Origin of the sequence: Nocardioides sp. (genome assembly GCF_030149505.1) — a bacterium.
Classification (GTDB): domain Bacteria; phylum Actinomycetota; class Actinomycetes; order Propionibacteriales; family Nocardioidaceae; genus Nocardioides.
Genome location: NZ_JASBRN010000025.1, coordinates 41,843 through 64,469 on the forward strand (window position 1 = coordinate 41,843; position 22,627 = coordinate 64,469).

The 22,627-nt window shown below is 74.2% G+C and carries 18 protein-coding genes; 8 read left to right on the plus strand and 10 right to left on the minus strand.

The genetic code is table 11. The features are described 5' to 3' along the window. Window positions 1-36 precede the first annotated feature (36 nt). Window positions 37-1,206 (minus strand): PucR family transcriptional regulator, encoded by a 1,170-nt coding sequence (locus Q1V71_RS04930; protein WP_300641307.1) that lies wholly within the window; start codon window positions 1,204-1,206, stop codon window positions 37-39. A 94-nt stretch (window positions 1,207-1,300) separates the two neighbouring features. Between Q1V71_RS04930 and Q1V71_RS04935 the strand changes: the two genes are divergently transcribed. Both Q1V71_RS04935 and Q1V71_RS04940 read left to right on the plus strand, forming a co-directional pair. Then, entirely contained in the window at window positions 1,301-2,443 is a 1,143-nt protein-coding gene (locus Q1V71_RS04935) for a ferredoxin reductase (RefSeq protein WP_300641309.1), read from the plus strand. A 10-nt stretch (window positions 2,444-2,453) separates the two neighbouring features. After that, window positions 2,454-3,716: an acyl-CoA desaturase gene (locus Q1V71_RS04940; RefSeq protein ID WP_300641311.1), complete on the plus strand. Its 1,263-nt coding sequence runs from the start codon at window positions 2,454-2,456 to the stop codon at window positions 3,714-3,716. A 108-nt stretch (window positions 3,717-3,824) separates the two neighbouring features. On the opposite strand, the gene Q1V71_RS04945 is transcribed toward Q1V71_RS04940, so the two are convergent. Beyond that, a complete protein-coding gene (locus Q1V71_RS04945; protein ID WP_300641313.1) occupies window positions 3,825-5,063 on the minus strand; it encodes an MFS transporter in 1,239 nt (412 codons plus the stop codon). Between the two features lie 307 nt (window positions 5,064-5,370). On the opposite strand from Q1V71_RS04945, the gene Q1V71_RS04950 reads away from it, so the two are divergent. Next, window positions 5,371-6,117, plus strand: coding sequence for an MOSC domain-containing protein (locus Q1V71_RS04950; protein WP_300641315.1), 747 nt, complete (start codon window positions 5,371-5,373; stop codon window positions 6,115-6,117). Between the two features lie 19 nt (window positions 6,118-6,136). On the opposite strand, the gene pgm is transcribed toward Q1V71_RS04950, so the two are convergent. Further along, complete coding sequence (pgm, locus tag Q1V71_RS04955; protein ID WP_300641317.1) at window positions 6,137-7,810, minus strand: phosphoglucomutase (alpha-D-glucose-1,6-bisphosphate-dependent); 1,674 nt, start codon at window positions 7,808-7,810, stop codon at window positions 6,137-6,139. A gap of 63 nt (window positions 7,811-7,873) precedes the next feature. Here pgm and Q1V71_RS04960 point away from each other — a divergent pair, with 63 nt between their 5' ends. Both Q1V71_RS04960 and Q1V71_RS04965 read left to right on the plus strand, forming a co-directional pair. Further along, window positions 7,874-8,725: a crotonase/enoyl-CoA hydratase family protein gene (locus tag Q1V71_RS04960; protein ID WP_300641319.1), complete on the plus strand. Its 852-nt coding sequence runs from the start codon at window positions 7,874-7,876 to the stop codon at window positions 8,723-8,725. 5 nt (window positions 8,726-8,730) lie between these two features. Next, window positions 8,731-10,299 carry a hypothetical protein gene (locus Q1V71_RS04965; RefSeq protein ID WP_300641321.1) on the plus strand — a complete coding sequence of 523 codons (1,569 nt, stop codon included), beginning with the start codon at window positions 8,731-8,733 and terminating at the stop codon, window positions 10,297-10,299. A gap of 222 nt (window positions 10,300-10,521) precedes the next feature. Here the strand turns inward: Q1V71_RS04965 and Q1V71_RS04970 are convergent, their stop codons facing one another. The 3 genes from Q1V71_RS04970 to Q1V71_RS04980 form a co-directional block, all read right to left on the minus strand. After that, window positions 10,522-11,448, minus strand: coding sequence for an oxidoreductase (locus Q1V71_RS04970; protein WP_300641323.1), 927 nt, complete (start codon window positions 11,446-11,448; stop codon window positions 10,522-10,524). Between the two features lie 82 nt (window positions 11,449-11,530). Beyond that, window positions 11,531-12,349 carry a maleylpyruvate isomerase family mycothiol-dependent enzyme gene (locus Q1V71_RS04975; protein ID WP_300641325.1) on the minus strand — a complete coding sequence of 273 codons (819 nt, stop codon included), beginning with the start codon at window positions 12,347-12,349 and terminating at the stop codon, window positions 11,531-11,533. 116 nt (window positions 12,350-12,465) lie between these two features. Further along, window positions 12,466-14,226, minus strand: a complete 1,761-nt coding sequence (locus tag Q1V71_RS04980) for a SpoIIE family protein phosphatase (protein ID WP_300641327.1) — start codon at window positions 14,224-14,226, stop codon at window positions 12,466-12,468. A 117-nt stretch (window positions 14,227-14,343) separates the two neighbouring features. Between Q1V71_RS04980 and Q1V71_RS04985 the strand changes: the two genes are divergently transcribed. Then, window positions 14,344-16,131 carry an NHL domain-containing thioredoxin family protein gene (locus Q1V71_RS04985; RefSeq protein WP_300641329.1) on the plus strand — a complete coding sequence of 596 codons (1,788 nt, stop codon included), beginning with the start codon at window positions 14,344-14,346 and terminating at the stop codon, window positions 16,129-16,131. Window positions 16,132-16,254: 123 nt separating this feature from the next. Here the strand turns inward: Q1V71_RS04985 and Q1V71_RS04990 are convergent, their stop codons facing one another. Continuing rightward, window positions 16,255-16,902, minus strand: coding sequence for a LysE/ArgO family amino acid transporter (locus Q1V71_RS04990; protein ID WP_300641331.1), 648 nt, complete (start codon window positions 16,900-16,902; stop codon window positions 16,255-16,257). Between the two features lie 69 nt (window positions 16,903-16,971). Between Q1V71_RS04990 and Q1V71_RS04995 the strand changes: the two genes are divergently transcribed. Beyond that, complete coding sequence (locus tag Q1V71_RS04995) at window positions 16,972-17,892, plus strand: LysR family transcriptional regulator ArgP (RefSeq protein WP_300641333.1); 921 nt, start codon at window positions 16,972-16,974, stop codon at window positions 17,890-17,892. A gap of 231 nt (window positions 17,893-18,123) precedes the next feature. Here Q1V71_RS04995 and Q1V71_RS05000 read toward each other — a convergent pair whose 3' ends face one another. Beyond that, entirely contained in the window at window positions 18,124-20,007 is a 1,884-nt protein-coding gene (locus Q1V71_RS05000) for an acyl-CoA dehydrogenase (protein WP_300641335.1), read from the minus strand. A 250-nt stretch (window positions 20,008-20,257) separates the two neighbouring features. Between Q1V71_RS05000 and Q1V71_RS05005 the strand changes: the two genes are divergently transcribed. After that, on the plus strand, window positions 20,258-20,716 hold the full coding sequence (locus Q1V71_RS05005; RefSeq protein WP_300641337.1) for an Rrf2 family transcriptional regulator: 459 nt from the start codon (window positions 20,258-20,260) through the stop codon (window positions 20,714-20,716). Between the two features lie 51 nt (window positions 20,717-20,767). Here Q1V71_RS05005 and Q1V71_RS05010 read toward each other — a convergent pair whose 3' ends face one another. After that, entirely contained in the window at window positions 20,768-21,943 is a 1,176-nt protein-coding gene (locus Q1V71_RS05010; protein ID WP_300641339.1) for a hypothetical protein, read from the minus strand. Window positions 21,944-22,011: 68 nt separating this feature from the next. Further along, window positions 22,012-22,494: a nuclear transport factor 2 family protein gene (locus tag Q1V71_RS05015; protein ID WP_300641341.1), complete on the minus strand. Its 483-nt coding sequence runs from the start codon at window positions 22,492-22,494 to the stop codon at window positions 22,012-22,014. Window positions 22,495-22,627 lie beyond the last annotated feature (133 nt).

Below are 22,627 nucleotides of genomic sequence, written 5' to 3' on the forward strand. Positions count from 1 at the left end.
TGAAGGCGCCCGGGCGGCGCGCTCGAGCCGACGCGCTCACGCCAGGGCGATGGTCAGCGCCAGCACTGTCCCCGGGTCGTCCAGCCGTTCGCCGTACAGCTCGCGCAGCTGCTGCATCCGGTATCGCACCGTCTGCGGGTGCACGAACAGCTCCGCCGCGACGTCCTCGCGGCGGCCGTGGTGCAGCAGCCACGAGCGCAGCGTCTCGGTGAGCTTCTCGGCCTGCGCGGGCCGCAGGTCGGCGAGCGGTGCCAGGACCTGGGCGCGCAGGTCGGCGCGCGCCTCGGGGTCGGCGTCCAGCACCAGCCTCGGCAGGTCGGCCTCGGTGTCGGGGCCGAGCCCGGCCTCCCGGGCCCGCACCGCCCGGTCGTACGACGAGCGCACCTCCAGCCACGGCCGCGCGGGCCCCACGACGGCCTCGCGGTCGCGCACGGCCCGCAGCAGGCCGGCGCGGGCGCGGCCGTGGGCCTCCGGCACGAGCAGCAGCTCGACCCCCTCGATCCCGGGCACCTCGGGGACCTCGATGGTCGCGGCGCTGACCGCGCCGAGCACCGGGCGCGCCTGCGACTCCGGCACCAGCACGGCGGTCAGGGTGGTGGGCGGCTCCCACTCCGCCGCCGCCGCGGCCTCGAGCGTGGCCTCGGCGGTCGAGCCGTCGAGCAGGTGCCGGGCCACCCGCTCCAGCAGCCGCTGCCGCACGCGCCCGCTGGTGGCCAGCTCGTCGGTGTGCCCGGCGGCGGAGGCGGCCGACAGCTCGTCGATGAAGGCGAAGGTCAGCTCGGCGAAGCCGCCCACGGCCTCGGCGTCCATGCCCGCCTCGATGGCGGCGGTGGACAGCTCGCGCCAGGAGACCCGGGCGCCGATCCGGTAGGCCGAGAGCAGGGCGTCGGTGCTGCGGCCGCTGCGCGCCTCGCCCCGACCGAGCTGGTAGGCGCCCTCCACCGCGGGCGCGGTGGGGGTGCGGGGATCGGTGCCGCGGCGCCCGCTGGCCAGGGAGAGGAACCCGCTGAGCGCCAGCTGCACCGCGCTGCGGATCGTGTCGCCCATCGAGCCGGACAGGGCGTTCTCGTAGGCCGGCACCTCGTCGATGATCGCGGCCACGACCTGCTCGGCGACCCGCGGGAGGTCGGCGCGCATCCGGGCCGCGGCCTGGGGTGCCAGGACCAGGCCGTGGTCCGCCGTACGCCGGGGCAGGTCGCGCGGCACCACGCCTCCTTTGTTCGCCACGAACAAGAAACCCGGACGGGTTCACGTCGCTGACACAGGACTTTACCCCGAGCGGTCCAGCACCATGGTCGACATGACCACCGCACACCTGCCCGCCAGCGTGGGCGGACGCCCCACCGGGCTGGGACGAACGCTGCGCGAGCGCGTCCGCACCGCCGCCCGGTCGGTGGCCGAGTCCGCGGTCACTCCGCTCGACCTCGACGACCTGCTCGACCACTTTCACCCGCTGCGCCGCGGCGCCGAGCTCTCGGGCCGCGTGCTGGAGGTGGTCCCCGAGACCGCGCAGTCCGCCACCCTCGTCATCAAGCCCGGTCGCGACTGGGCCGGCCACGTGCCCGGGCAGTACGTCCGGGTCGGCGTCGACGTCGAGGGCGTGCGCCTGTGGCGCACCTACTCCCTGACCCACGGCCCCCGCGCCGACGGCTCGATCTCGATCACCGTCAAGGCGATCGAGGGCGGCACCGTCTCGAACCACCTGGTCCACCGCACCGCCCCCGGCACGATGCTGCGCCTGGCCCAGGCCGACGGCGACTTCGTGCTCCCGCAGCCGCTCCCGGCGAAGCTGCTCCTGGTCACCGCCGGCTCCGGCATCACCCCGGTCATCGGCATGCTGCGCAACCTCTTCTCCCGCGCCACCCCGCCGACCACGGACATCGTGCTCATCCACTCCGCGCTCTCCCGCGCGGAGGTGATCTTCGCCGAGGAGATCCGGGGGTACGCCGCCCGCGGGCTGATCCGCCTGGTCGAGCTGCACACCGACACCGACGGGCTGCTCGACGTCGACTCCCTCGACGAGCTCGTGCCCGACCTGGCCGCGCGTCCGACGTACGCCTGCGGACCCGCGGGGCTGCTCGACGCGCTCGAGGCCCACCACTCCGCACGCGGCCTGGTGCTGCACACCGAGCGCTTCCGTCCCGTGACCGTCGCGGCACCGGGCGAGGGTGGCACGGTCACCTTCGCCGACGGCCGAGAGGTCAGCGCCGACGGTTCCACCCCGATCCTCGACGCCGCGGAGTCCGCCGGCGTCCTCATGCCCAGCGGATGCCGGATGGGCATCTGCATGGGCTGCGTCCTGCCGCTGAAGGAGGGAGCCGTGCGCGACCTGCGCAACGGCGCCCTCACCGTCGCCGTCCCGGGGGAGACCGACCCGGCCGGCGTCCCGATCCAGACCTGCGTGAGCGCCCCCGCCGGCGCCTGCTCCGTCGACCACTCCTGAGGAGAACCCGATGACGACGATCACCCGCAAGCCCGAGAACCCCACGGCGCACCTCACCGAGGCCGACATCGAGCAGATCGGCATCGAGCTCGACGCGATCCGCCAGGACGTCATCGACTCGCGCGGCGAGCGCGACGCGGCGTACATCCGTCGGCTCGTCGACGTGCAGCGTCGCCTCGAGCTGGGCTCGCGAGCCGTGCTCCTCGGCTCGGCGATCCCCCCGCTGTGGGTGCTGGGCACCGTCGGGCTCTCGGTCGCCAAGATCCTGGAGAACATGGAGATCGGGCACAACGTCATGCATGGCCAGTGGGACTGGATGCGTGACCCGAAGATCCACTCGACCACGTGGGAGTGGGACAACGCCTCGACCTCCGACGGCTGGAAGCACAGCCACAACGAGGTGCACCACACGTACACGAACATCGTCGGCAAGGACAACGACCTCGGCTACGGCATCATGCGCGTCGACGAGGACCAGCGCTGGGTGCCGTTCTACCTGCTGCAGCCGCTGTGGAACTTCGTCAACGCCTGCGTCTTCGAGTACGGCATCGCCGCCTACGACCTCGAGCTCGGCAAGAACCTGAGGATCCCGAAGGAGAAGCGCTCCGCGGAGTTCCAGGAGAACCTCGCCAAGACCCTGCGGAAGATCCGCAAGCAGGCCACCAAGGACTACGTCGTCCACCCGCTGCTGGCCCTGCCGTTCGGCGGTGCCGTCGGCGCGCTGGCCGGCAACCTCGTGGCCAACGTCGTGCGCAACGTCTGGTCGCACTCGGTCATCATGTGCGGCCACTTCCCCGAGGGCGTCGAGACCTTCGAGCGCGCCGCCATCCCCGAGGACGAGACCCGCGGCGAGTGGTACCTGCGCCAGATGCTCGGCTCGGCCAACATCTCCGGCGGCAAGGTCACGCACCTCATGACCGGCAACCTGTCGCACCAGATCGAGCACCACCTCTTCCCCGACCTGCCGTCCAACCGGTACGCCGAGGTCGCCCCCAAGGTGCAGGCGCTCTTCGAGAAGTACGACCTGAACTACCACGAGGCGCCGCTGCCGCAGCAGCTCTACTCCGCCTGGCACAAGGTCGTGCGGCTCTCGCTGCCCAACGACTGGCTGGCCACCACCACCCCGAAGAACCTGCCCTCGCAGCTGAAGACGCTGTGGGCGATGTCGACCAAGGGCCCCAAGGTCCGCCGCGCCGCCCAGGCCCGGCTGACCCAGCTCGCCCGGCGCCAGCAGGTGGCTGCCTCCGAGCAGGCGGGGTCCGCGGCGGCCTGAGCCCGCGGAAGCGGGGATAGTCCGCACGAGAAGTCACCCTCAGCTCGAGCTGAGGGTGACTTCGCGTTCGGAGTACCCCGCCGATGGGATCTCTGTGACGCGTGGGACTCAGGCGGAGACGCTCGCGGGGAGCGCCTCGGTCGAGGCGTGGTGGGCCAGCGCGGCCCGGAGTCCGCGCTGCGAGGCCACCATGAGCACCACGGCGAGGACCGTCGTCGTCACGGTGACCCCGAAGGCTGCGGTGTGGGTGCCGGTCGCGTCGGCGAGCCGGCCGGCCACCGAGGCGCCCAGGGCGTAGCCGATCCCGGTCGCGCTCGCGAGCACGGTCATGGCGGCGCCGACGCGGCTCTGCGGCACGACCCGCTCGCCCATGCTGAAGACCGCGATCATGTACGGCGCCACGGCGCAGCCCAGGAGCAGCACCGTCAGTGTGACGGTGAGCAGCGAGTCGACCAGCAGCAGCGGCAGCGACAGCACCAGCAGCCCGACGGCGGCCGCCAGCGCCCGGCGCTCGTGCCCGATCCGCTCCGGGAGGTACGCCGTCAGCAGCCCGGCCACCGCACTGCCGACGCCGAGCGTGGCGTGGACGAAGCCGGCCGCGCCCGGGTCGCCCGCCGCGGTGGCGAGCACGGTGGCCCCGGTCTGGGTCGCCCCGAACAGCACCCCGATGCAGAGCTGGGCCAGCGCCAAGGTCAGGAGCACCCCGGTGAGCAGCCGCGTCGCCACGACCGGGCCGTGGTGGCGGGTGTGCCGGGCGGAGGCGTCGAGGGCGAAGGCGCTGCCGAAGACCGCGAGCAGCCCGGCCGCGACCAGCAGCGCGCCCGACGGGCTGATCGCCACGGCGACGAGCCCGACCAGTGCGGGGCCGAGGGCGAAGGACGCCTCGTCGGCCGCGCCCTCGTAGGCGAACGCGGCATCGACGAGCCGGCGCTGCTCGTGGCCGGTGCCGTGGGTCAGCGGGCGCCAGCGCACGCGCGCCAGCGGACCGACCTGTGGCATCGCGAGGCCCGCGAGCGCCGCGATCACGATGGTGAGCGGCGTCGAGCCGCCGACCTGGAGCACCAGCGCGAGCAGGCCGAGCGCGCCGGCGAGCGACTGCACCAGCACGACCGGCCGCTGGCCGACCCGGTCGGCGAGGCCGCCCGCGACCGGGGCGCCGAGCGCGTTGGCGACGGCGAGTGCGCCGGCGGCCAGGCCGCCGAGGCCGTAGCTGTCGGTCGCCGAGGAGACCAGCAGCAGCGTGCCGAGCTGGGACATCGCCAGCGGCAGCCGCCCGAGGAAGGCGACGAGGACGTAGGTGGGACCGGCGAGGTGGAGCAGTCGTCGGTAGGAAGCGAGGGGACTCATGGGGTGTGTTCCTGGGGTACGGCGAGCATCGCGCCGGACCCACCACCAAGAACGCGTCGAACCCTCTGCTTCTGAAGTTGTGGGCGCCACGATACCCCCGCCGAACCGTCACCTCCGAACCGCCGAACCGTCAGGTGTGAACCGCCGACCCGTCAGGTGTGAACCGCCGACCCGTCAGCTTCGAACGGCCGACGTGCGGAAGTGACGGCTCGAGGGTTCGGAAGTGACGGCTCGGCGGTGCGCGAGCGACGGTTCGAGGGTTCGTTCCTGACGGTTCGGCGGTGCGCGCGGTCGGTAGCGTGGCGGGGTGCAGGTCGTCTCCGTCGGGTACGCCGCGGTCAAGGGCACCCGCCACCTGACCCGTCCCGAGGTGCGGATCGGGCCGGCCGGGGTCGTCGGCGACCGGCGGTGGTGCCTGGTCGACGTGGAGGCGCGGCAGGTGCTCCGCACGGTGGCGCACCCGCGGCTCATGGGGCTCGCGGTCGACGAGGAGCCGCTCGTCGCGGCCGGCGCCGTCGCGGCCGGCACCGTCACGACCGGCACCGGGGACCGGGTCACCTGCGACTACTGGGGCCGTGAGGTGGCCCTCGACCTGCTCGACCACCCGCTGGCCGCGGAGGCGTCCGGGCTGCTCGGGCTGCCGCCGGCACGCGGCGTACGGCTCGCGGCGGCGCCCGAGCGCGGCGTGGTGTACGCCGGGGCGGTGAGCCTGGTCGCGCTCTCGACCGTGGAGGCGCTGGCCGCGGAGGTCGGTGTGCCGGTGGACCCGCGGCGCTTCCGCGCCAACCTGGTCGTCGACACCGGCCTGCCGCCGCGGGCCGAGGAGGCGTGGGTGGGGCGCGCGGTGCGCGTGGGCGACACCGTCGTGCGCCCCACGGCGCTGACCACGCGCTGCGCCGTCGTCGACCACCACCCCGACACCGGCGCGCGCGACCTCCGGGTGCTCGCCGCGCTGCCGGTCATCGGCGGGGCCCCGGTGTGCGGGGCCGACGGCGAGGTGGTCGCCGATGGCGTCGTGCGTCCGGGGGACCCGGTCGAGCCGGTCGGGGACTGACCCGGCGGGGCGGCTGGGCTCAGCCCCCGAGCGCGGCCGACACCACCGCGCGGGCCTCCTCCTGGACCTGCGCGAGGTGCTCGGGACCGCGGAAGGACTCGGCGTAGATCTTGTAGACGTCCTCGGTGCCCGAGGGCCGCGCGGCGAACCACGCCGACTCCGTGGTCACCTTGAGCCCGCCGATCGAGGCGCCGTTGCCGGGGGCCTCGGTGAGCCTGCCGGTGATCTCCTCGCCGGCCAGCGTGGTGGCGGTGACGGCGTCGGGGGTCAGGGCCGCGAGCGCGGCCTTCTGCTCGCGCGTCGCGGGCGCGTCGACCCGGGCGTACGCCGGCTCCCCGTGTGCCGCGACCAGGTCCGCGTAGTGCTGCGAGGGCGACCGGCCGGTGGTCGCGATGACCTCGGCCGCCAGGAGGCACAGCAGCAGGCCGTCCTTGTCGGTGGTCCACACCGAGCCGTCGCGGCGCAGGAACGAGGCGCCCGCGGACTCCTCGCCGCCGAAGCCGAAGGACCCGTCGACCAGTCCGGGCACGAACCACTTGAACCCGACCGGCACCTCGACCAGCGGCTTGCCGAGCGAGGCGGCGACCTTGTCGATCATGGCGGAGGAGACCAGGGTCTTGCCGATCCGCGCGGTGTCCGGCCAGCCCGGTCGCGCGCCGCCGAACAGGTGCTGGATCGCCACGGCCAGGAAGTGGTTGGGGTTCATCAGCCCCGCGTCCGGCGTGACGATGCCGTGCCGGTCGGCGTCGGCGTCGTTGCCGGTCGCGACGGCGTACGCGGCGTCCTCGCCCATCCGCCCGATCAGCGAGGCCATCGCGGAGGGCGAGGAGCAGTCCATCCGGATCTTGCCGTCCCAGTCGAGCGTCATGAAGCGCCACGTCGGGTCGACCAGCGGGTTCACGACGGTCAGGTCGAGCCCGTGCCGGTCGGCGACCTCGCCCCAGTAGTGCACGGCCGCGCCGCCCATCGGGTCCGCCCCGATCCGCACCCCCGCCTCGCGGATCGCCTCGACGTCGATCACCGAGGGCAGGTCGTCGACGTAGGTGCCGAGGAAGTCGTACGCCGTCGCGGCCGCCCGCGCCCGGGCGAACGGCACCCGGCGTACCCCCTCCAGGCCGGCGCGCAGCAGCTCGTTGGCCCGCGCGGCGATGACCTTCGTGGCGTCGGAGTCGGCGGGGCCGCCATGGGGCGGGTTGTACTTGAAGCCACCGTCGCGCGGGGGGTTGTGGGAAGGCGTGACGACGATGCCGTCGGCCAGGCCGGACGCCGGGCCCCTCCCGCTGGTCGAGCCTGTCGAGACCCCGTTCGCGCGCAGGATCGCGTGCGACACCGCGGGCGTGGGGGTGTAGCCGTCGCGGGAGTCGACCATGACGGTGACGTCGTTGGCCGCGAGGACCTCGAGCGCGGAGACCCAGGCCGGCTCGGACAGCGCGTGGGTGTCGCGGCCGAGGAAGAGCGGTCCGTCGAAGCCCTGGGAGGCGCGGTACTCGCAGATCGCCTGCGTCGTGGCCAGGATGTGCGCCTCGTTGAAGGAGCGTGACAGCGAGGACCCGCGGTGCCCGCTGGTGCCGAAGGCGACCTGCTGGTCGACGTCCTCCGGGTCGGGCTCGTCGCTGAAGTACGCCGTCACCAGGTGGGCGACGTCGACCAGGTCCTCGGGCTGGGCCGGCTGTCCTGCGCGCGGGTGGCTCATGGCCGTGATCATGCCGTGCGGCGCGGCCCGTGCGCCCCCTTCGGAGGTGGGAGGATCGGCGCCATGTCGACCACCGCCTCTCCCGCCGCGCGCGCCGTCACCCACTCGAGCGAGCGGGCCGCCAGCCACGTCACCTGCACGGTCACCGACGGGATCGCCCACGTGCGGCTGGACCGGCCGGAGAAGCTCAACGCCCTGACCCTGCAGGTGCTCGACGACCTCGCGGCCACCGCGCGCACCCTGCGCCGCGACAGGAGCCTGCGTGCGGTCGTGCTGTCCGGCGAGGGCGATGCGTTCTGCGCCGGCCTGGACTTCGCGCACGTGATGAAGCAGCCGATGCGGGTGGCCCGCTCCTTCGTCCCGCACCCGCTGCGCGGCACCAACACCTTCCAGGAGGCCTGCTGGGCCTGGCGCCGGCTGCCGGTCCCGGTCGTCGCCGCCGTCCACGGACACTGCCTCGGCGGTGGGCTGCAGATCGCGCTGGCGGCCGACTTCCGGGTCGCGACCCCCGACTCGCAGTGGTCGGTGCTCGAGGGCAAGTGGGGGATCATCCCCGACATGTCCGGTGTCCGGTCGCTCAAGGAGCTGGTCGGCATCGACGTGGCCAAGAAGCTGACGATGACCGCGGAGGTCGTCTCCGGCGAGGAGGCGCACCGCCTCGGCCTGGTCACCACCCTCGACGCCGACCCGGTCGCCGCCGCGCTCGCCCTGGCCCAGCAGCTCAAGGGCCGCTCACCGGACCAGCTGGCCGCGGCCAAGCGGCTCTTCGACGACACCTGGACCGCCGGCGCGCGCTACACCTTCTTCCGCGAGCGGGTCGAGCAGGCCTGGCTGCTGGCCGCCCGCAACACGGCCGTCGCGCGGAAGGCGGCCTTCGCCCGGGTCGCCCCGGAGTTCGGGCCGCGGGGACGCTGACGCCGTTGCGGTGGGCCCGTCCGGTCGCCTGGCTGGCGGTCGTCTCCCTGTGGCTGGCGCTCGGGCCGCTGGTCGTCGTCGCCGCCGTGGTGCTGCTCGCGGTGCCTCGCACGGGTCGCCGCGCACGCCCGCTGCTGCTCGGCTCCGGGCCCCCCACCCGTCGTACGACGCTCGCGGCCGTGGCCGCGGCGGGACTGGTCGTGGGTGGGCTGTGGGTGCTGCCGGACGGTCGGCTGCCGGTGCCGCCGGGCGGAGGTGCGTGGGTGACCCCGGGCTACACGGGTCGACCGGTCTCCGCCCAGCCGCTGCTCGCCGACGGGGCGGGGGTGCCCGACCCGGTCGTCGTGCCGACCGTCTCCGACCTGCCCGGTCCGCTGGGGCTGTCGGTGGAGGTCGACTCGGCGTGGTTCGGCGCGGAGCACTGCGGAGCGCTGCTGCCCGACTCCCACGGGCGGCTCGCGGCGCTGTGCACGAGCCGGAGCGGTGCACGGCTCAAGGTGATCGACCCGCGCACGCTGCGGCCGGTCGCGACGCAGGAGCTGCCCGACGCGTGCGGGGAGTCGGGGGCGCCCGCGCCGCCGGTGCTCGACGCCGCGGGCAACCTGCTCGTCGCCACCGGTGACCGGCGGCTGCTGCAGGTCGCCACCGCCGACGCCGCGGACGACCCGGCGCTGGTGACCGAGGCGGTCGTGGACCTCGCCCCGGTCGTGCCGGCGGGGGACTGCGTGGTCGCGGTGGTGGTCGACGGGACCGAGCGGGCCTGGTTCGCGACGGCCGCCGGGCTCGTGGGCGTCGTCGCCGGGGACGCCGACCCAGTCGTCGTGGACCTCGGGGAGCCGGTGGGCCAGCCGCTGGCGGCCGACCGGGACGGCGTCTACGTCACGACGGTCGAGGCGGTGCACCGGGTCGTCACGAGGGCGGGTGCCCCGCTGGTCGGGTGGCGGACGGCGTACGAGACCGGGAGCGGGGTGAAGCCCGGCCAGCGCGACGCCGGCAGCGGCTCGGGAGCGGTGCTCCTCGACTCCGACGCCGGGCCGCTGCTCGCCTTCACCGACAACGCCAACCCGCGGATGCACGTGGTGGTCCTGCGGGCAGGGGACGGCGAGCAGGTCTGCCGCACGCAGGTCTTCGAGGACGACGCGTCCGCGACCGAGGCCGCCCTGGTGCCGGTGGAGGGCGGCGTGGTCGTGACCAACGGCCACGGCTGGACCGGGCTGGCGAGCGGGGTGCTCGGCCGCCGCCCGCCCGGCGGTCTGGCGCGGGTCGAGGCGGACTGCAGCACGGCCTGGACGTCCCCGGAGGTCGCGCCGACGTCGGGCGTGACCCTCTCGCGGGCGACCGGTCTGCTGTACGCCTGGACCAAGCGCCGCAGCTGGCTCGGCGCCGACGCGTGGTACCTCACCGCCCTCGACGCCCGCACCGGCCGCACGGCCTGGTCGGCCCGCGGCGGCACCGGCCCGTGGGCCGACAACGACGGCGCCGCCGTCACCCTCGGTCCCGGGGGCGCCGCGTTCGTGGGCACCCGGGCCGGGCTGGTCCGGGTCGTCGACGGCACCCGCGGCCTGCGCGACTGAGCCGTACGACCCGGGGTCGAGCCGGCCGAGCCGCCCCGCACCGGTGGTCGAGCCGCCCCGCACCGGTGGTCGAGCAGGCCGAGCCGCTGGGCGAGCCCGTGTCGACACAGCGTGAGGTGTCTGTGCTCGGCCGCGTCGCGACCGATCTGGAGGTCCGGCACCGAACCAGGTGCCGTCCAGGACCTCCAGATCGCGCGAGGTGACCGCGACCGGCCGGTGAGCCTAGGGGTAGGTGATCCCCGTCGCGGTCTCGCTGAGCTCCCAGAGCGACCGGGCCGCCTCGGGGTCGCGGGCGCGGCGGGACATCGGGACGACCTGCGGGAGGCCGGACATCTCGCCTGGGCCGCCCGGTCCGCAGTAGGTGGACCCGGGCAGGTCGGCGGTCGCGGCCATGAGCGTGGGCCAGGCGCCGGCCGCGGCGGACTGGGAGACCGCGCGGATGGTCGCGTCGAGGATGGAGGCGATGCCGCCCGAGGACCGGCCGTACTGCCCGTTGGCGGCCAAGTGGGTGCCGGCGAAGCCGGGGTGCGCGGCCAGCGCCTTCACCGGGAGCTCGGCCTCGCGGCAGCGCCGGTCGAGCTCGAGGGTGAAGAGCAGGTTGGCGAGCTTGGAACGGGCGTAGGCGCCCCACCGGTCGTGGCGGCCCCGCTGGACGGTGGGGTCCTCCAGGGGTGCGCGGGTCGCCACCTTGTGGAAGCCGGAGGAGACGGTGACGACGCGCCCGGCGCCGCTGGCGACCAGCTGCGGCAGCAGAAGGCCGGTCAGCAGGAACGGACCGAAGTGGTTGGTCGCCATGGTGAGCTCGAACCCGTCGGCGGTGCGGGTGCGCGGGACGCCCATGACGCCGGCGTTGTTGACCAGCACGTCGACCGGACCGAGCGCGGCGGCGGCCGCACCGGCCGAGCGGACCGAGGAGAGGTCCGACAGGTCGACGACGAGCGGCACCAGGTCGGCGCCGGGCACCTCCTCGGTGATGGCCACCGAGGTCTCGTCCAGCTTGCGAGGTGTGCGCCCGGCCAGCACGACGCGCGCACCGCGGCGGGCCAGCTCCAGCGCGGTGTGGTGGCCGAGACCGCCCAGGGACGGTCCGGTGACCACGACCGTGCGGCCGGCTTGGTCGGGGATGTCGGCGAGCTGCCAGGCGTCCATGCGCGTCCTCCTCGTGCTCGGGGGTGGCTCGGGTGGTGGCAGGAAGGGTCGGTGCTGCCTCCGCCGCGGGTCAGGGTGTGGGTCAGGGAGTGGTGGCCATCGCGTCGACCACCCGCTGCCCCAGCGACTCGTCGCCCTCGATGCGCACCGCGCCGGGCGCCGGCCGGCGACCGCCGGCCAGGCACGTGAAGGACTCGCGGTCCATCGCCAGCAGCACGTCGGGGGTCGCGGGCGGCTCGGGGAGCACACGGCCGCGGCGGTCCTCGCCGACCTCGAAGGCGAAGGGCGCGCTCCCCTCCATGTCCAGGACCAGCGAGGTCCCCGGCTCGGCACCGACCTTCTTGGCGAGGACGAAGCCCATCGACTCGGCGAGGTACTCCGCGGTGTGCCGCGCCGGCTCGGTGGCCATGCCGCCGGGGCGACCGACGGCGCGACGCACGTCCTGCTCGTGCATCCAGACGTCGAGGGGGCGGTTGCGCAGCAGGGTGCGCCACGACCACGGGACGCCACCGAAGATCCGCTCGGGGATCGCGTCGGCGTCGGTGGGCGGGTCCGCGAGCAGGGCGGTGCGTCGGGCAGTGGCCGACTCCCGGATCTCGGTGATGAGGGCGTCCGGGCTGGCATCGCGCCGGTTGACCACGCCGATCTCGGTGTAGTGCCCCAGCAGGCCGGTGACGTGCGCCGGGGGCGGGTCGCCGATGTCGGCGTGCTCCTCCTCGCCGGTCGCCAGCACCTTCTCCAGGTGGGCGACGTGGGCGGCGACCGCCCGCACGTCCCAGCCGGGGAGGTCGGTCGGACGGTCCCAGTCGGCCTCGTCGAGGCCCTCGAGCAGGGCGGTGAAGTCGTCGATCGCCTGCCACCACACGTCGGCGTACCCCGCCAGCAGCTCCTGGTCGCTCATGGGCCGGACTCTAATCGGGCTACCGTCCGGGGCACCTGACCGTCCGCGGATCTCGACCCGCCCGTCGCGGCCTCGTCCCTCGGCCGCGGCGCTTGCTCGATCAGGCTCAGGCGTCGCTACCGGAACCGGACCGCGAGGACGGCGACGTCGTCGGCCAGCGCACCGTCGTCGAGGTCGCTGAGGACCCCGTCGAGGAAGTCGGTGACCGGCCCCGACGGCTGCGCGAGTGCCGCCTTCCGCAGCCGCTCGAGCCCGTGGGTGAGGTCCTCGCCGCGCCGCTCGACCAGACCGTCGGTGTAGAGCAGCAGCGTGGAGCCGTCGGGGATGCGTCGCCGGTTGTCGCTGCGGTGCGCGTCGGGCAGCACGCCGAGCATGACGTCGTGGTGCTCGTCCTCGAGCCAGGTGACCTCGCCGTCGGGGGCCAGCAGCAGCGGCGGCGGGTGGCCGGCGTTGGTCCAGCGCAGGGTGCGGCCGCCGGAGCCGTCGGGCTCCTCGCTCCGGAGGTAGACCAGGGTCGCCAGGCCGTCGACGCCGAGGTCTGCCATCGCCTCCTCCAGCCGCAGCACCTGCCGCGACGGCGGGTCGTCGACGGCCCACGCCAGCGCGCGCAGGGTGGTGCGCATCTGGCCCATGGTCGCGGCCGCGCCGATGTCGTGCCCGACGACGTCGCCGATCATCAGGCTGGTCGCGCCGGAGGGCATGAGCACGGCGTCGTACCAGTCGCCGCCGACCTGGTCCCGCGCGGCCGCGGGCCGGTAGCGGGCGGCCATCTCCAGCTCCTCGGTCTCCGGGAGCCGGGGGAGCAGGGCGGTCTGGAGGACGACCAGCGCGTCGTGCTGCTCCTGGACAAGCAGGGTGCGGGACAGCGACTGGGCGGCGTACGTCGCCAGCACGCCGAGCGTGGCCAGCTCGTCCGCCGCGAGGTCGCGGGGGTCCTCCCAGATCACGGCCATGGCGCCGAAGGTCCGGCCCGCCGAGGTCAGCGGGAAGAAGGCGCGGCACTCGCCGACCTGTGCGCGGTAGTCCAGGTCGGGGTAGTGCTGGTTCTGGTCGGCGCGGTCGCGGTAGTGCAGTGGCTGCTCGCTGACGATGCAGTGGCCCAGCGGGTTGCTCAGGTCGGCGCGCAGGCTGTTGTTGAGCTGGGCCGAGCGCCACGTGTCCCCGGTCTGGGGCACGTAGTGCAGCCGGGGGACCTCGACGTCGAGGTGCGGCTGGGTCGGCAGGTCGTGGGCGGCGGCCTCGGAGAGCCAGATGCCGGCGCGCAGGCAGCCGAGCTGCTCGCGGGCCACCCGCTCGGCCGCGGCCGCGACCTCGGCGACGGTCGCCGCCGAGGCCAGGCCCTCGCTGAGGGCGAGCAGGACGGCGCTGCGCCGGCCCAGCGAGTCGGCCTCCTGGGCGGCCTCGGCGGCCTCCTCCCGCAACCCGCGCTGGGCGAGCTCGGTGGAGCACGCGGCGGCGAGGTCCGCCAGGGCCTCGAGCGCGTCGAGGGTCCAGGCGCGGGGCTCGGGGTCGATGGCGCAGAGCGAGCCGATGATCTGGCCGGTGTGGTCGCGGATCGGGTGGCCGGCGTAGGCGACGACCCCGAGGTCGGGGATCGCCAGGTTGTCGCGCAGGCGCTCGTCGAGCCGTGCGTCCCCGGTCACGACCGGCGCCTGGTCGTGGACGACCCACTGGCAGAAGGAGTGGGTCAACGGGGTCTGCCGCGCGGCGTCGTACGGCGCGGAGAGGCCCTCGGCGCCGACGAAGACCTGCCGGTCGGTCTCGACCAGGCTGACCAGCGCGACGGGGACGTCGAGCGCGCGGCGGACCATCCGCGCGTAGCGGTCGAACGAGGCGTCCACGCCCAGCGAGGTGGCGCCGTCGTCGAGTCCGTCCATGCAGCCTCCCGCCGGTGTCAGCGCACGCTAACCCGGGGCCGCCCGGGGCGCCGCCTTTACCCTGTCGACCACCCTTTGGGTTGGTCGGGAGGGTCCGTGCGGGGGAGGATCAGGGGAGTGAGCACCCAGCCCCGCCGCCAGCCCGTTCGGCAACCCGTCAGGGCCCCTGAGCTCGTCGGCCGCGGCTGGCTCAACACCGACGGCCCGCTGCGCCTCGCGGACCTGCGCGGTCGCTTCGCCCTGCTGGATTTCTGGACCTTCTGCTGCGTCAACTGCCTGCACGTGCTGGACGAGCTGCGACCGGTCGAGGCGGCGTACGCCGAGGAGCTGGTGGTCATCGGGGTGCACTCCCCGAAGTTCGTCCACGAGGCCGACCCGGTCGCGCTCGCGGCGGCCGTCGAGCGCTACGGCGTGCACCACCCGGTGCTCGACGACCCCGAGCTGGTGACCTGGCAGGCCTACACCGCGCGCGCGTGGCCGACGCTCGTGCTGGTCGACCCGGAGGGCTACGTCGTCGCGCAGTACGCCGGGGAGGGGCACGCCCACGCGATCTCCGCGTTGCTGGCAGACCTGGTCCCGCAGCACCGCGAGCGCGGCACGCTGCAGCCCGGTGACTCGCCGTACGTCCCGCCGGTCGTGGAGCCGAGCGACCTGCGGTTCCCGGCCTCGGCGGTCCCGCTCCCGGGCGGTGCCGCCGGTGGTGGCGTCCTCGTCGCCGACGCCGGCCACGACCAGGTGGTCGAGCTGTCCGCGGACGGGGAGGTGGTGCGCCGCCTCGGCGGGTTCCGCGAGCCCAACGGGCTGTGCCTGCTGCCGGCCGACGTCGCCGTCGCGGTGGGGTACGACGTGGTCGTGGCCGACACGGTGGGCCACCGGCTGGCGGGGCTGCGGCTGGAGGACGGCTCGGTCCGCACGCTGGCCGGGGACGGCCAGCAGTGGATGCCCGGTGACGGCGTCGAGCGGCTCTCCTCGCCGTGGGACGTCGCCTGGTGGGGCGACCGGGTGTGGGTCGCGATGGCCGGGATCCACCAGCTGTGGACCTTCGACCCGCTGACCGGCGCGGTCGAGGTCGCGGCCGGCACGACCAACGAGGGGCTGCTGGACGGGCCCCTCGAGGAGGCGTGGTTCGCCCAGACCTCGCGGCTCGCGCCCGACGGGGACCGGCTGTGGCTCGCGGACTCCGAGACCTCGTCGTTGCGCTACGTCTCCTCGGTCGACCGCGCGGTCCACACCGTCGTGGGCTCGGGGCTCTTCGAGTTCGGGTTCCAGGACGGGCCGGCCGGGCAGGCGCTGCTCCAGCACCCGCTCGGGGTCACGGTCCTGCCCGACGGATCGGTCGCGGTCTGCGACACCTACAACGGCGCCGTGCGCCGCTACGACCCCGCCACCGGGTCGGTGGGGACGCTCGCGGAGGGTCTGGCCGAGCCGTCGGCGGCGTACGTCGACCCGGCGGAGCCTGCCGTCCTCGTCGTGGTCGAGTCGACCGCGCACCGGCTGACCCCGGTGCCGCTGGGCGGGGTGGTGAAGGTCGACGGGTTCGCGCACTCGACGCAGCGGCCGGTCACCCCCGTCGCGGCCTCGCTGTCGCTGACGATCACCTTCACCCCGCCGCCGGGCCAGAAGGTCGACGACCGCTTCGGCCCGCCCTCGCAGCTGGTCGTCGAGTCGACCCCGCCGGGGCTGATCCGCTCCGGCGGCGGCCGCGACACCGCCCTGACCCGGGTGCTCGAGCTCGACCCGCACGCCGGTGAGGGTGTCCTGCACGTCGCCGCCCGCGCCGCGTCCTGCGACGCCGACGGCGGGGAGGGTGCGGCCTGTCGGATGCATCAGCAGGACTGGGGGATCCCGGTGCGGATCTCGCCGGACGGGCCGGGGGAGCTGGTGCTCCCGCTGGGGGGTGTGTGAGCGGGGCGGCTTCAGCGGCCGGCCGTCAAACCTGACGGAGGGCCGCTGAAACTGCAGCGGCCCTCCGTCAGCTTCAGCGGCCGGCCGCTGAAGCTGCCAACTGCCCGGCCGCAGCAACCCCGCCTACCCCCGCGCCAGCCCGACCGCGATGAGCAGCATCGTGACCCCGATCAGCACGTCGAGCACCTGCCACGCCCGGGGCCGGGCGAAGAGGGGGGAGGCCAGCCGCGCGCCGTACCCCAGCCCCGTGAACCACAGCAGCGACGCCACCACCGCGCCGACCGCGAAGGCCCAGCGGTCCTCCGAGCCGTTGGCCAGCGAGCCGAGCAGCAGGACGGTGTCGAGGTAGACGTGCGGGTTGAGCCAGGTCAGCGCCACGGCCGTGAGCACCGCAGCCGAGAGCGGGCCGGCCGCACCGGCTCCGTCGGTCGATCCAGCAGCCGTCGACCCGTCCAGCACCTCGCCGCCGCGCCAGGCCCGGCGGAAGGAGAGGACGGCGTACGCCGCCAGGAACACCACCCCGCCCCACCGCACCACGTCCAGCACCACCGGTGCCCGGGTCACGATCGTGCCGATGCCCGCGACGCCGGCGCTGATCAGCACCGCGTCGGAGACCGCGCAGACCGCGACGACCGGGCCGACGTGGTGGCGGGCCAGACCGGAGCGCAGGACGAAGGCGTTCTGGCTGCCGATCGCCACGATGAGGGTCAGCCCGGCGGCGAGCCCGGTCAAGGCGGGAGCCAGAGCATCGATCAACGCGGTGGAGAGCACGGGACGACGGTAGGCAGCCGACGGTGTGAAGGGAAGCGAAAGAATCTGCCGGCCCCTTAGCATCGCTTCATGAGTGAGGCGCCACCGCTGACCCAGCCGCCGCCGCCGTCGTCGACGCCGCTCCCCGCTGCGCAGCTGGCCGCCCTCGTCGCGGTGGTGGACCGCGGCACGTTCGAGGCTGCCGCCCGCGCGCTGCACGTGACGCCGAGCGCGGTCAGCCAGCGGGTGCGGGCGCTGGAGTCGGCCGTCGGCCAGGTGCTGGTACGCCGGGCCGCACCCTGCACGGCCACCGCCGCCGGCCTGGTGCTGGTCCGGCTGGGGCGCGCCCAGGCGCTGCTGGAGGCCGAGGCCCGCCATGCCCTGCACCCGTGGGAGGCCGGTCGCACGGAGCTGGGGGTGGCGGTCAACGCCGACTCCCTGGCCACCTGGTTCCGCGACGTCCTCACGGCCGTCGCCGGCTGGGACGACGTGCTGCTGCGCCTGGAGGTCGAGGACCAGGCGCACTCCCACGACCTGCTGCGGCGCGGGGAGGCGCTGGCCGCGGTCACGAGCGACCCCGAGCCGGTGCAGGGCTGCTCGGTGGAGCACCTGGGGACGATGCGCTACCACGCGGCTGCGGCCACCTGGCTGGCCGAGCGGTACGCCGACGCCACCGGTCGCCCCGACTGGCGGCGGCTCCCGATGGTGGTCTTCAACCCCAAGGACACCCTCCAGCACGACCTGCTGGCCGGGCTGGGAATGGGCGCCCCCGCCGCGCACCGGGTCCCGACGTCCGCGGACTTCCTGGCCGCGGTCACCGCCGGTCTCGGCTGGGGGATGCTGCCGGAGGAGCAGCTGGCCCCGCTCGAGCGCGGCGGGCGACTGGTCCGGCTCGCACCCGACCGGCCCGTCGGCGTACCCCTCCACTGGCAGCGCTGGCGCCTGGACTCCCCGCTGCTGGACCGACTCACCGGGGCCGTCCGGTCCGCGGCGGGCCGGCACCTGGGCTGAGGACCGGGCGTGTGGCCGGGTTTGTCGGGTAGCCGACAGACCCGGCCATGGTGGTCGAAAGTTCCGTCGTCGCGCTCCCGGGTTCGTCGGGTAGCCGACGAATCCGGGACCGACCGACCGACCGACCGGCTGACCGACCGACCGACCGAGCCGACGGGTCGACCCCCGCACGCCGACGGCCCGCCACCCCGGAGGGCAGCGGGCCGTCGTGCGACGAGGGGCGCGCCTAGATCAGAAGGCAGCCTCGTCGAGGTCCATCAGCGCCAGGTCGGTGGACTCGGCGATCGCGCGCTCGGCGGAGAGCTTGGGGAGCACGTTCTGCGCGAAGAACTGCGCAGCGGCGACCTTGCCCTCGTAGAACGCCTTGTCCTTGCCGCCGCCGTCCTCGGCACCCAGCTTGGTGAGGGACACCTCGGCGCCGCGGAGCAGCAGCCAGGCGCAGACCACGTCACCCAGCGCCATCAGCAGGCGGGTGGTGTTGAGGCCGACCTTGTAGATGTTGCGGATCTCGTCCTGGGCGCTCATCAGGTCGTTGATGAGGTGGCCGACCATCGCGTTGGCGTCGTCGAGCGCGGTGGCGAGCAGGGCCCGCTCGTTCTTCAGCCGGCCGTTGCCCGCCTCGGAGTCCAGGAACTTCTGGATCTCGCCGGCGACGTGACCCAGGGCCCTGCCCTGGTCCTTGACGATCTTGCGGAAGAAGAAGTCCTGGCCCTGGATCGCGGTGGTGCCCTCGTAGAGGGTGTCGATCTTGGCGTCGCGGACGTACTGCTCGATGGGGTACTCCTGCAGGAAGCCGGAGCCACCGAAGGTCTGCAGGGACTCGGTGCCGAGCAGGGTCCAGGAGCGCTCGGAGCCGTAGCCCTTCACGATCGGGAGCAGCAGGTCGTTGACGGCCTCGGCGAGCTTGGTCTCCTCGGAGTCCATGGTGCCCTCGTGCTCGGCGACCATCACCTTGTCCTGCCAGGTGGCGGTGTAGAGCACCAGCGCGCGCATCGCCTCGGCGTACGACTTCTGGGTCATCAGCGAGCGGCGCACGTCGGGGTGGTGGGTGATCGTGACGCGCGGCGCGGTCTTGTCGCCGGACTGGGTCAGGTCGGCGCCCTGGACGCGGGTCTTGGCGAACTCCAGCGCGTTGAGGTAACCCGTGGAGAGCGTGGCGATCGCCTTGGTGCCCACCATCATCCGGGCGTTCTCGATCACGTCGAACATCTGCGCGATGCCGTTGTGCACCTCGCCGACCAGCCAGCCCTTGGCGGGCTCGCCGCCGCCGACCTGCGGGTCGCCGAAGGTGACCTCGCAGGTGTTGGAGACCTTGATGCCCATCTTGTGCTCGACGTTGGTGACGTAGATGCCGTTGCGCTCGCCGGTCAGCTCGCCGGTCTCGTGGTCGAAGTGGTGCTCGGGCATCCAGAAGAGCGAGAGGCCCTTGGTGCCGGGACCGCCGGCGCCCTCGACACCCTCCGGGCGCGCGAGCACCAGGTGCATCACGTTCTCGGTCATGTCGTTGGTGGCCGAGGTGATGAAGCGCTTGACGCCCGTGACGTTCCACGAGCCGTCCTCGTTCGGGGTGGCCTTGGTGCGGCCGGCGCCCACGTCGGAGCCGGCGTCGGGCTCGGTGAGCACCATGGTGCAGCCCCACTCACGCTCGACCATGATCCGGGCGATGCGCATGTCGCGCTCCACGCCGTTGGCGTTGTTGTAGATCACGCCGGCGAACGGGGCGCCTGCGGCGTACATGTGGATGGGCGCGTTGGAGCCCAGCACCAGCTCGCCGATCGCCCAGTTGAGGCTGGACGGCGCGGGGGTGCCGCCGAGCTCCTCACGGATCTGCAGGCGCCAGAACTCGGCGTCCATCCAGGCGCGATAGCTCTTCTTGAACGACTCCGGCAGCGGCGCCGAGTGGGTCGCGGGGTCGAAGACCGGCGGGTTGCGGTCGCTGTCCTCGAAGGAGGCGGCGAGGTCCTCGCGCGCGAGGCGGTCGACCTCGGCCAGGACCTCACGCGCGGTGTCGCTGTCGACCTCCGCGAAGGGACCGGTGCCCAGGACCTCGTCGCGGCCCAGGACCTCGAAGAGGTTGAACTCGATGTCGCGCAGGTTGCTCTTGTAGTGGCTCACGGGGGCCCACCTTCTGATCTCGGGAACCGGCGTCGCATGGGGGCAGCACGTCGGTGTGCTACTGGCCGGTAATAAGTGATGATACGCGCGAGTAACTTAGCGAGCAACCACTTCCGGGTGACGTCCCGATCGGCCGGATCCGGCGCGTGGCAAGGGAATCCGGCGACCGACGTGTGCGGCGTCGCCCTCGCGGACCGGAGACGTCGACGATGTCGAGTGACTCGATCGACTCCTCTGACACACTGACCCCATGCGCGTCTCCGCCAAGTCCGACTACGCCCTCCGGGCGCTGATCGAGATGTCGGGACGCGTCGGGGGCCCCGCGGTGAGCGCCGAGGAGCTCGGAAAGCTCCAGGACATCCCGCGCAACTTCCTGCAGGCGATCCTCGCCGACCTGCGCCGGGCCGGCGTCGTGCTGAGCCAGCGCGGCCAGTCCGGCGGGTGGCGGCTGGCCCGCCCCGCCGACGAGGTCTCGGTGGCCGACGTCATCCGCGCCGTCGACGGCCCGCTCGTCTCCGTCTACGGCCTGCGCCCGGAGTCGGTGGAGTACAACGAGCGCGCCGAGCCGCTCCAGCAGGTCTGGATCGCCGCCCGTCGCTCGCTGCGCGACGTCTTCGAGCACGTCTCCATCCAGCAGCTCGCCGACCAGCAGCTGCCCGACTGCGTGTCCCAGCGGACCGCGGACGAGGACGCCTGGGCACCGCACTGACCGCCGGGACGGCCGGCTCGACGTACGACGGGTGGCCGGTGCGGCCCCGGGTCAGCCCTCGACGAGGGCGGCGGCGAGCCGGGTGCGGAGGCTGGCCCGCTTGCGCTCGAGCTTGGCGTTGCGCTTGAGGAGGTCCTCGACGTGCTCGCGGGTGCGGGCCAGCTCGACCAGCAGGTCGCCCAGCGCGTCGGTGGTGGTCGCGAGCCGCTCCTCGGTCGTGGGCTCCACGACCGCCCGGACCGGCGCGGGCGAGGGCAGCAGCGGCGTGGTGTCGCCGACGACGTCGTACCCGCCGTCGGCGAGGGCCTTGCGCCAGCGCTCGCCGAGGTCGAGGAGCTCCTCGTGCAGGTCCGCGGGTGCCGGGGGGAGGGCGTCGGAGGTCGGTGCCAGGTGGGCGTCGACCAGCTGGCGCCGGATCCGCCCGTCCGCGCGACCGTCGACCGAGGCGTTGACACCGCGCAGCACCTCGAGCGAGCCGAGGGACGAGCCCAGCGAACCGGCCGCCGCCGCACCGGCGGGGCCCGAGAGGCCCGCCGGGGCGGGGGTGGCCGCGCCCGCGTGGGTCTCGAGCGGCAGCGATGCGGGGTCGGCGCCCACGACGCGGGCGACGCACTGCCAGGTGGCCCGGACCGGGTCCTCGCCCGGCTGTGGGACCACGACGTGCACCCGGTCGGGGCGGCGCAGCTCCGAGGACCAGCGCTCCAGCACCTGCTCCACGTCCTGGTCGGCCCAGAAGGCACCGGCCTCGTCGAGTCGGCGGGCCGGGTCCAGGACGCGGCGGGCGTAGCGACGCAGCTCCAGGTCGGAGCCGGCGCGGACCGCCTCGGACCACGCGGCGACCAGCTGGCGCGCGGGGTCGGCCAGCGTCGCGACGAGGTGGACCTCGAAGCCCGCCAGGCTGTCCAGCAGCAGGGCGACCTGCTCGCGGGTGGCGCCGGCCAGCAGGTCGTCGGAGACGACGACCGCGTCGTGGGTCTTGGCGCCCTCCTTGCGCGCGCGCTTGCACAGCAGCGCGAGAGTCCCCTCGACCTCCTTGCGCTTCAGCCCGTAGGTGCTGTGCAGGCGGCGCAGCTCCAGGGCGGCACGGCGCGCCTCGTCGGCGCTGCGGGCCGGGACCCGGACGCCGGCCTCCGCGAGCGGACCGGCGTGCGCGGCGAGCGCGGCGGCGAGACCGCCGGCCCCGGTGTCCGGGAGTCCCAGGTGGACGACGAACCTGCGCTTGGCCATGCCGCCAGCGTGGGCCCGCGAGGGGAGCGGCAGGTGAACGGCGGGGTGGCGCCCCGCCGACGCCTCGTCTAAGCCTGGGTGAAGGAGGCCATGGTGCGCTCGGGCTCCCAGTAGGCCTTCATCGAGGTCACGCGGCCCTCGTCGTCGACGACGTAGACCATGACCAGGTCGGTCGTGGTGTGCGAGCCGTCGGCGAAGGCCGTGCGGATCGAGCCGATGTTGGCGCAGGTGTTGCTGCCCGGGTTGGCGAAGGACTCGGTGATGGTGAACGCGAAGGTGTCGATCGGGGCGATCGCCTGCTCCCAGAAGGCCCGGATGCCCGCGTGCCCGCGGTGGCCCTTGCCCTCGGGGTCGAACATCGAGGGGCCGACCGGGTCCTCGACGACCCCGTCCTCGGCGTACACCGTCAGCCACTCCTCCAGGTCGCCCTTGGCGACCGCGGAGTAGGAGCGCATCGAGGCCATCCGCGCCGGGTGCTCGTCGGTGCTGGCGCGCCAGTCGATGGCGTCGGAGGTGAGGGCTGCGGGGCGGGAGCCGGTGGAGGTCGTCACGAGCGGATCGTACGACGAAACAAGAACGTGTTCTAGATCTCCGTCTCTCGCGTACGTCGGCGGGCCCGGCGCCCGAGGTCAGCACCGCGCCCGGGGGCTGAGCCACCGCCGAGCCGTCAGATCCGAACCGTCC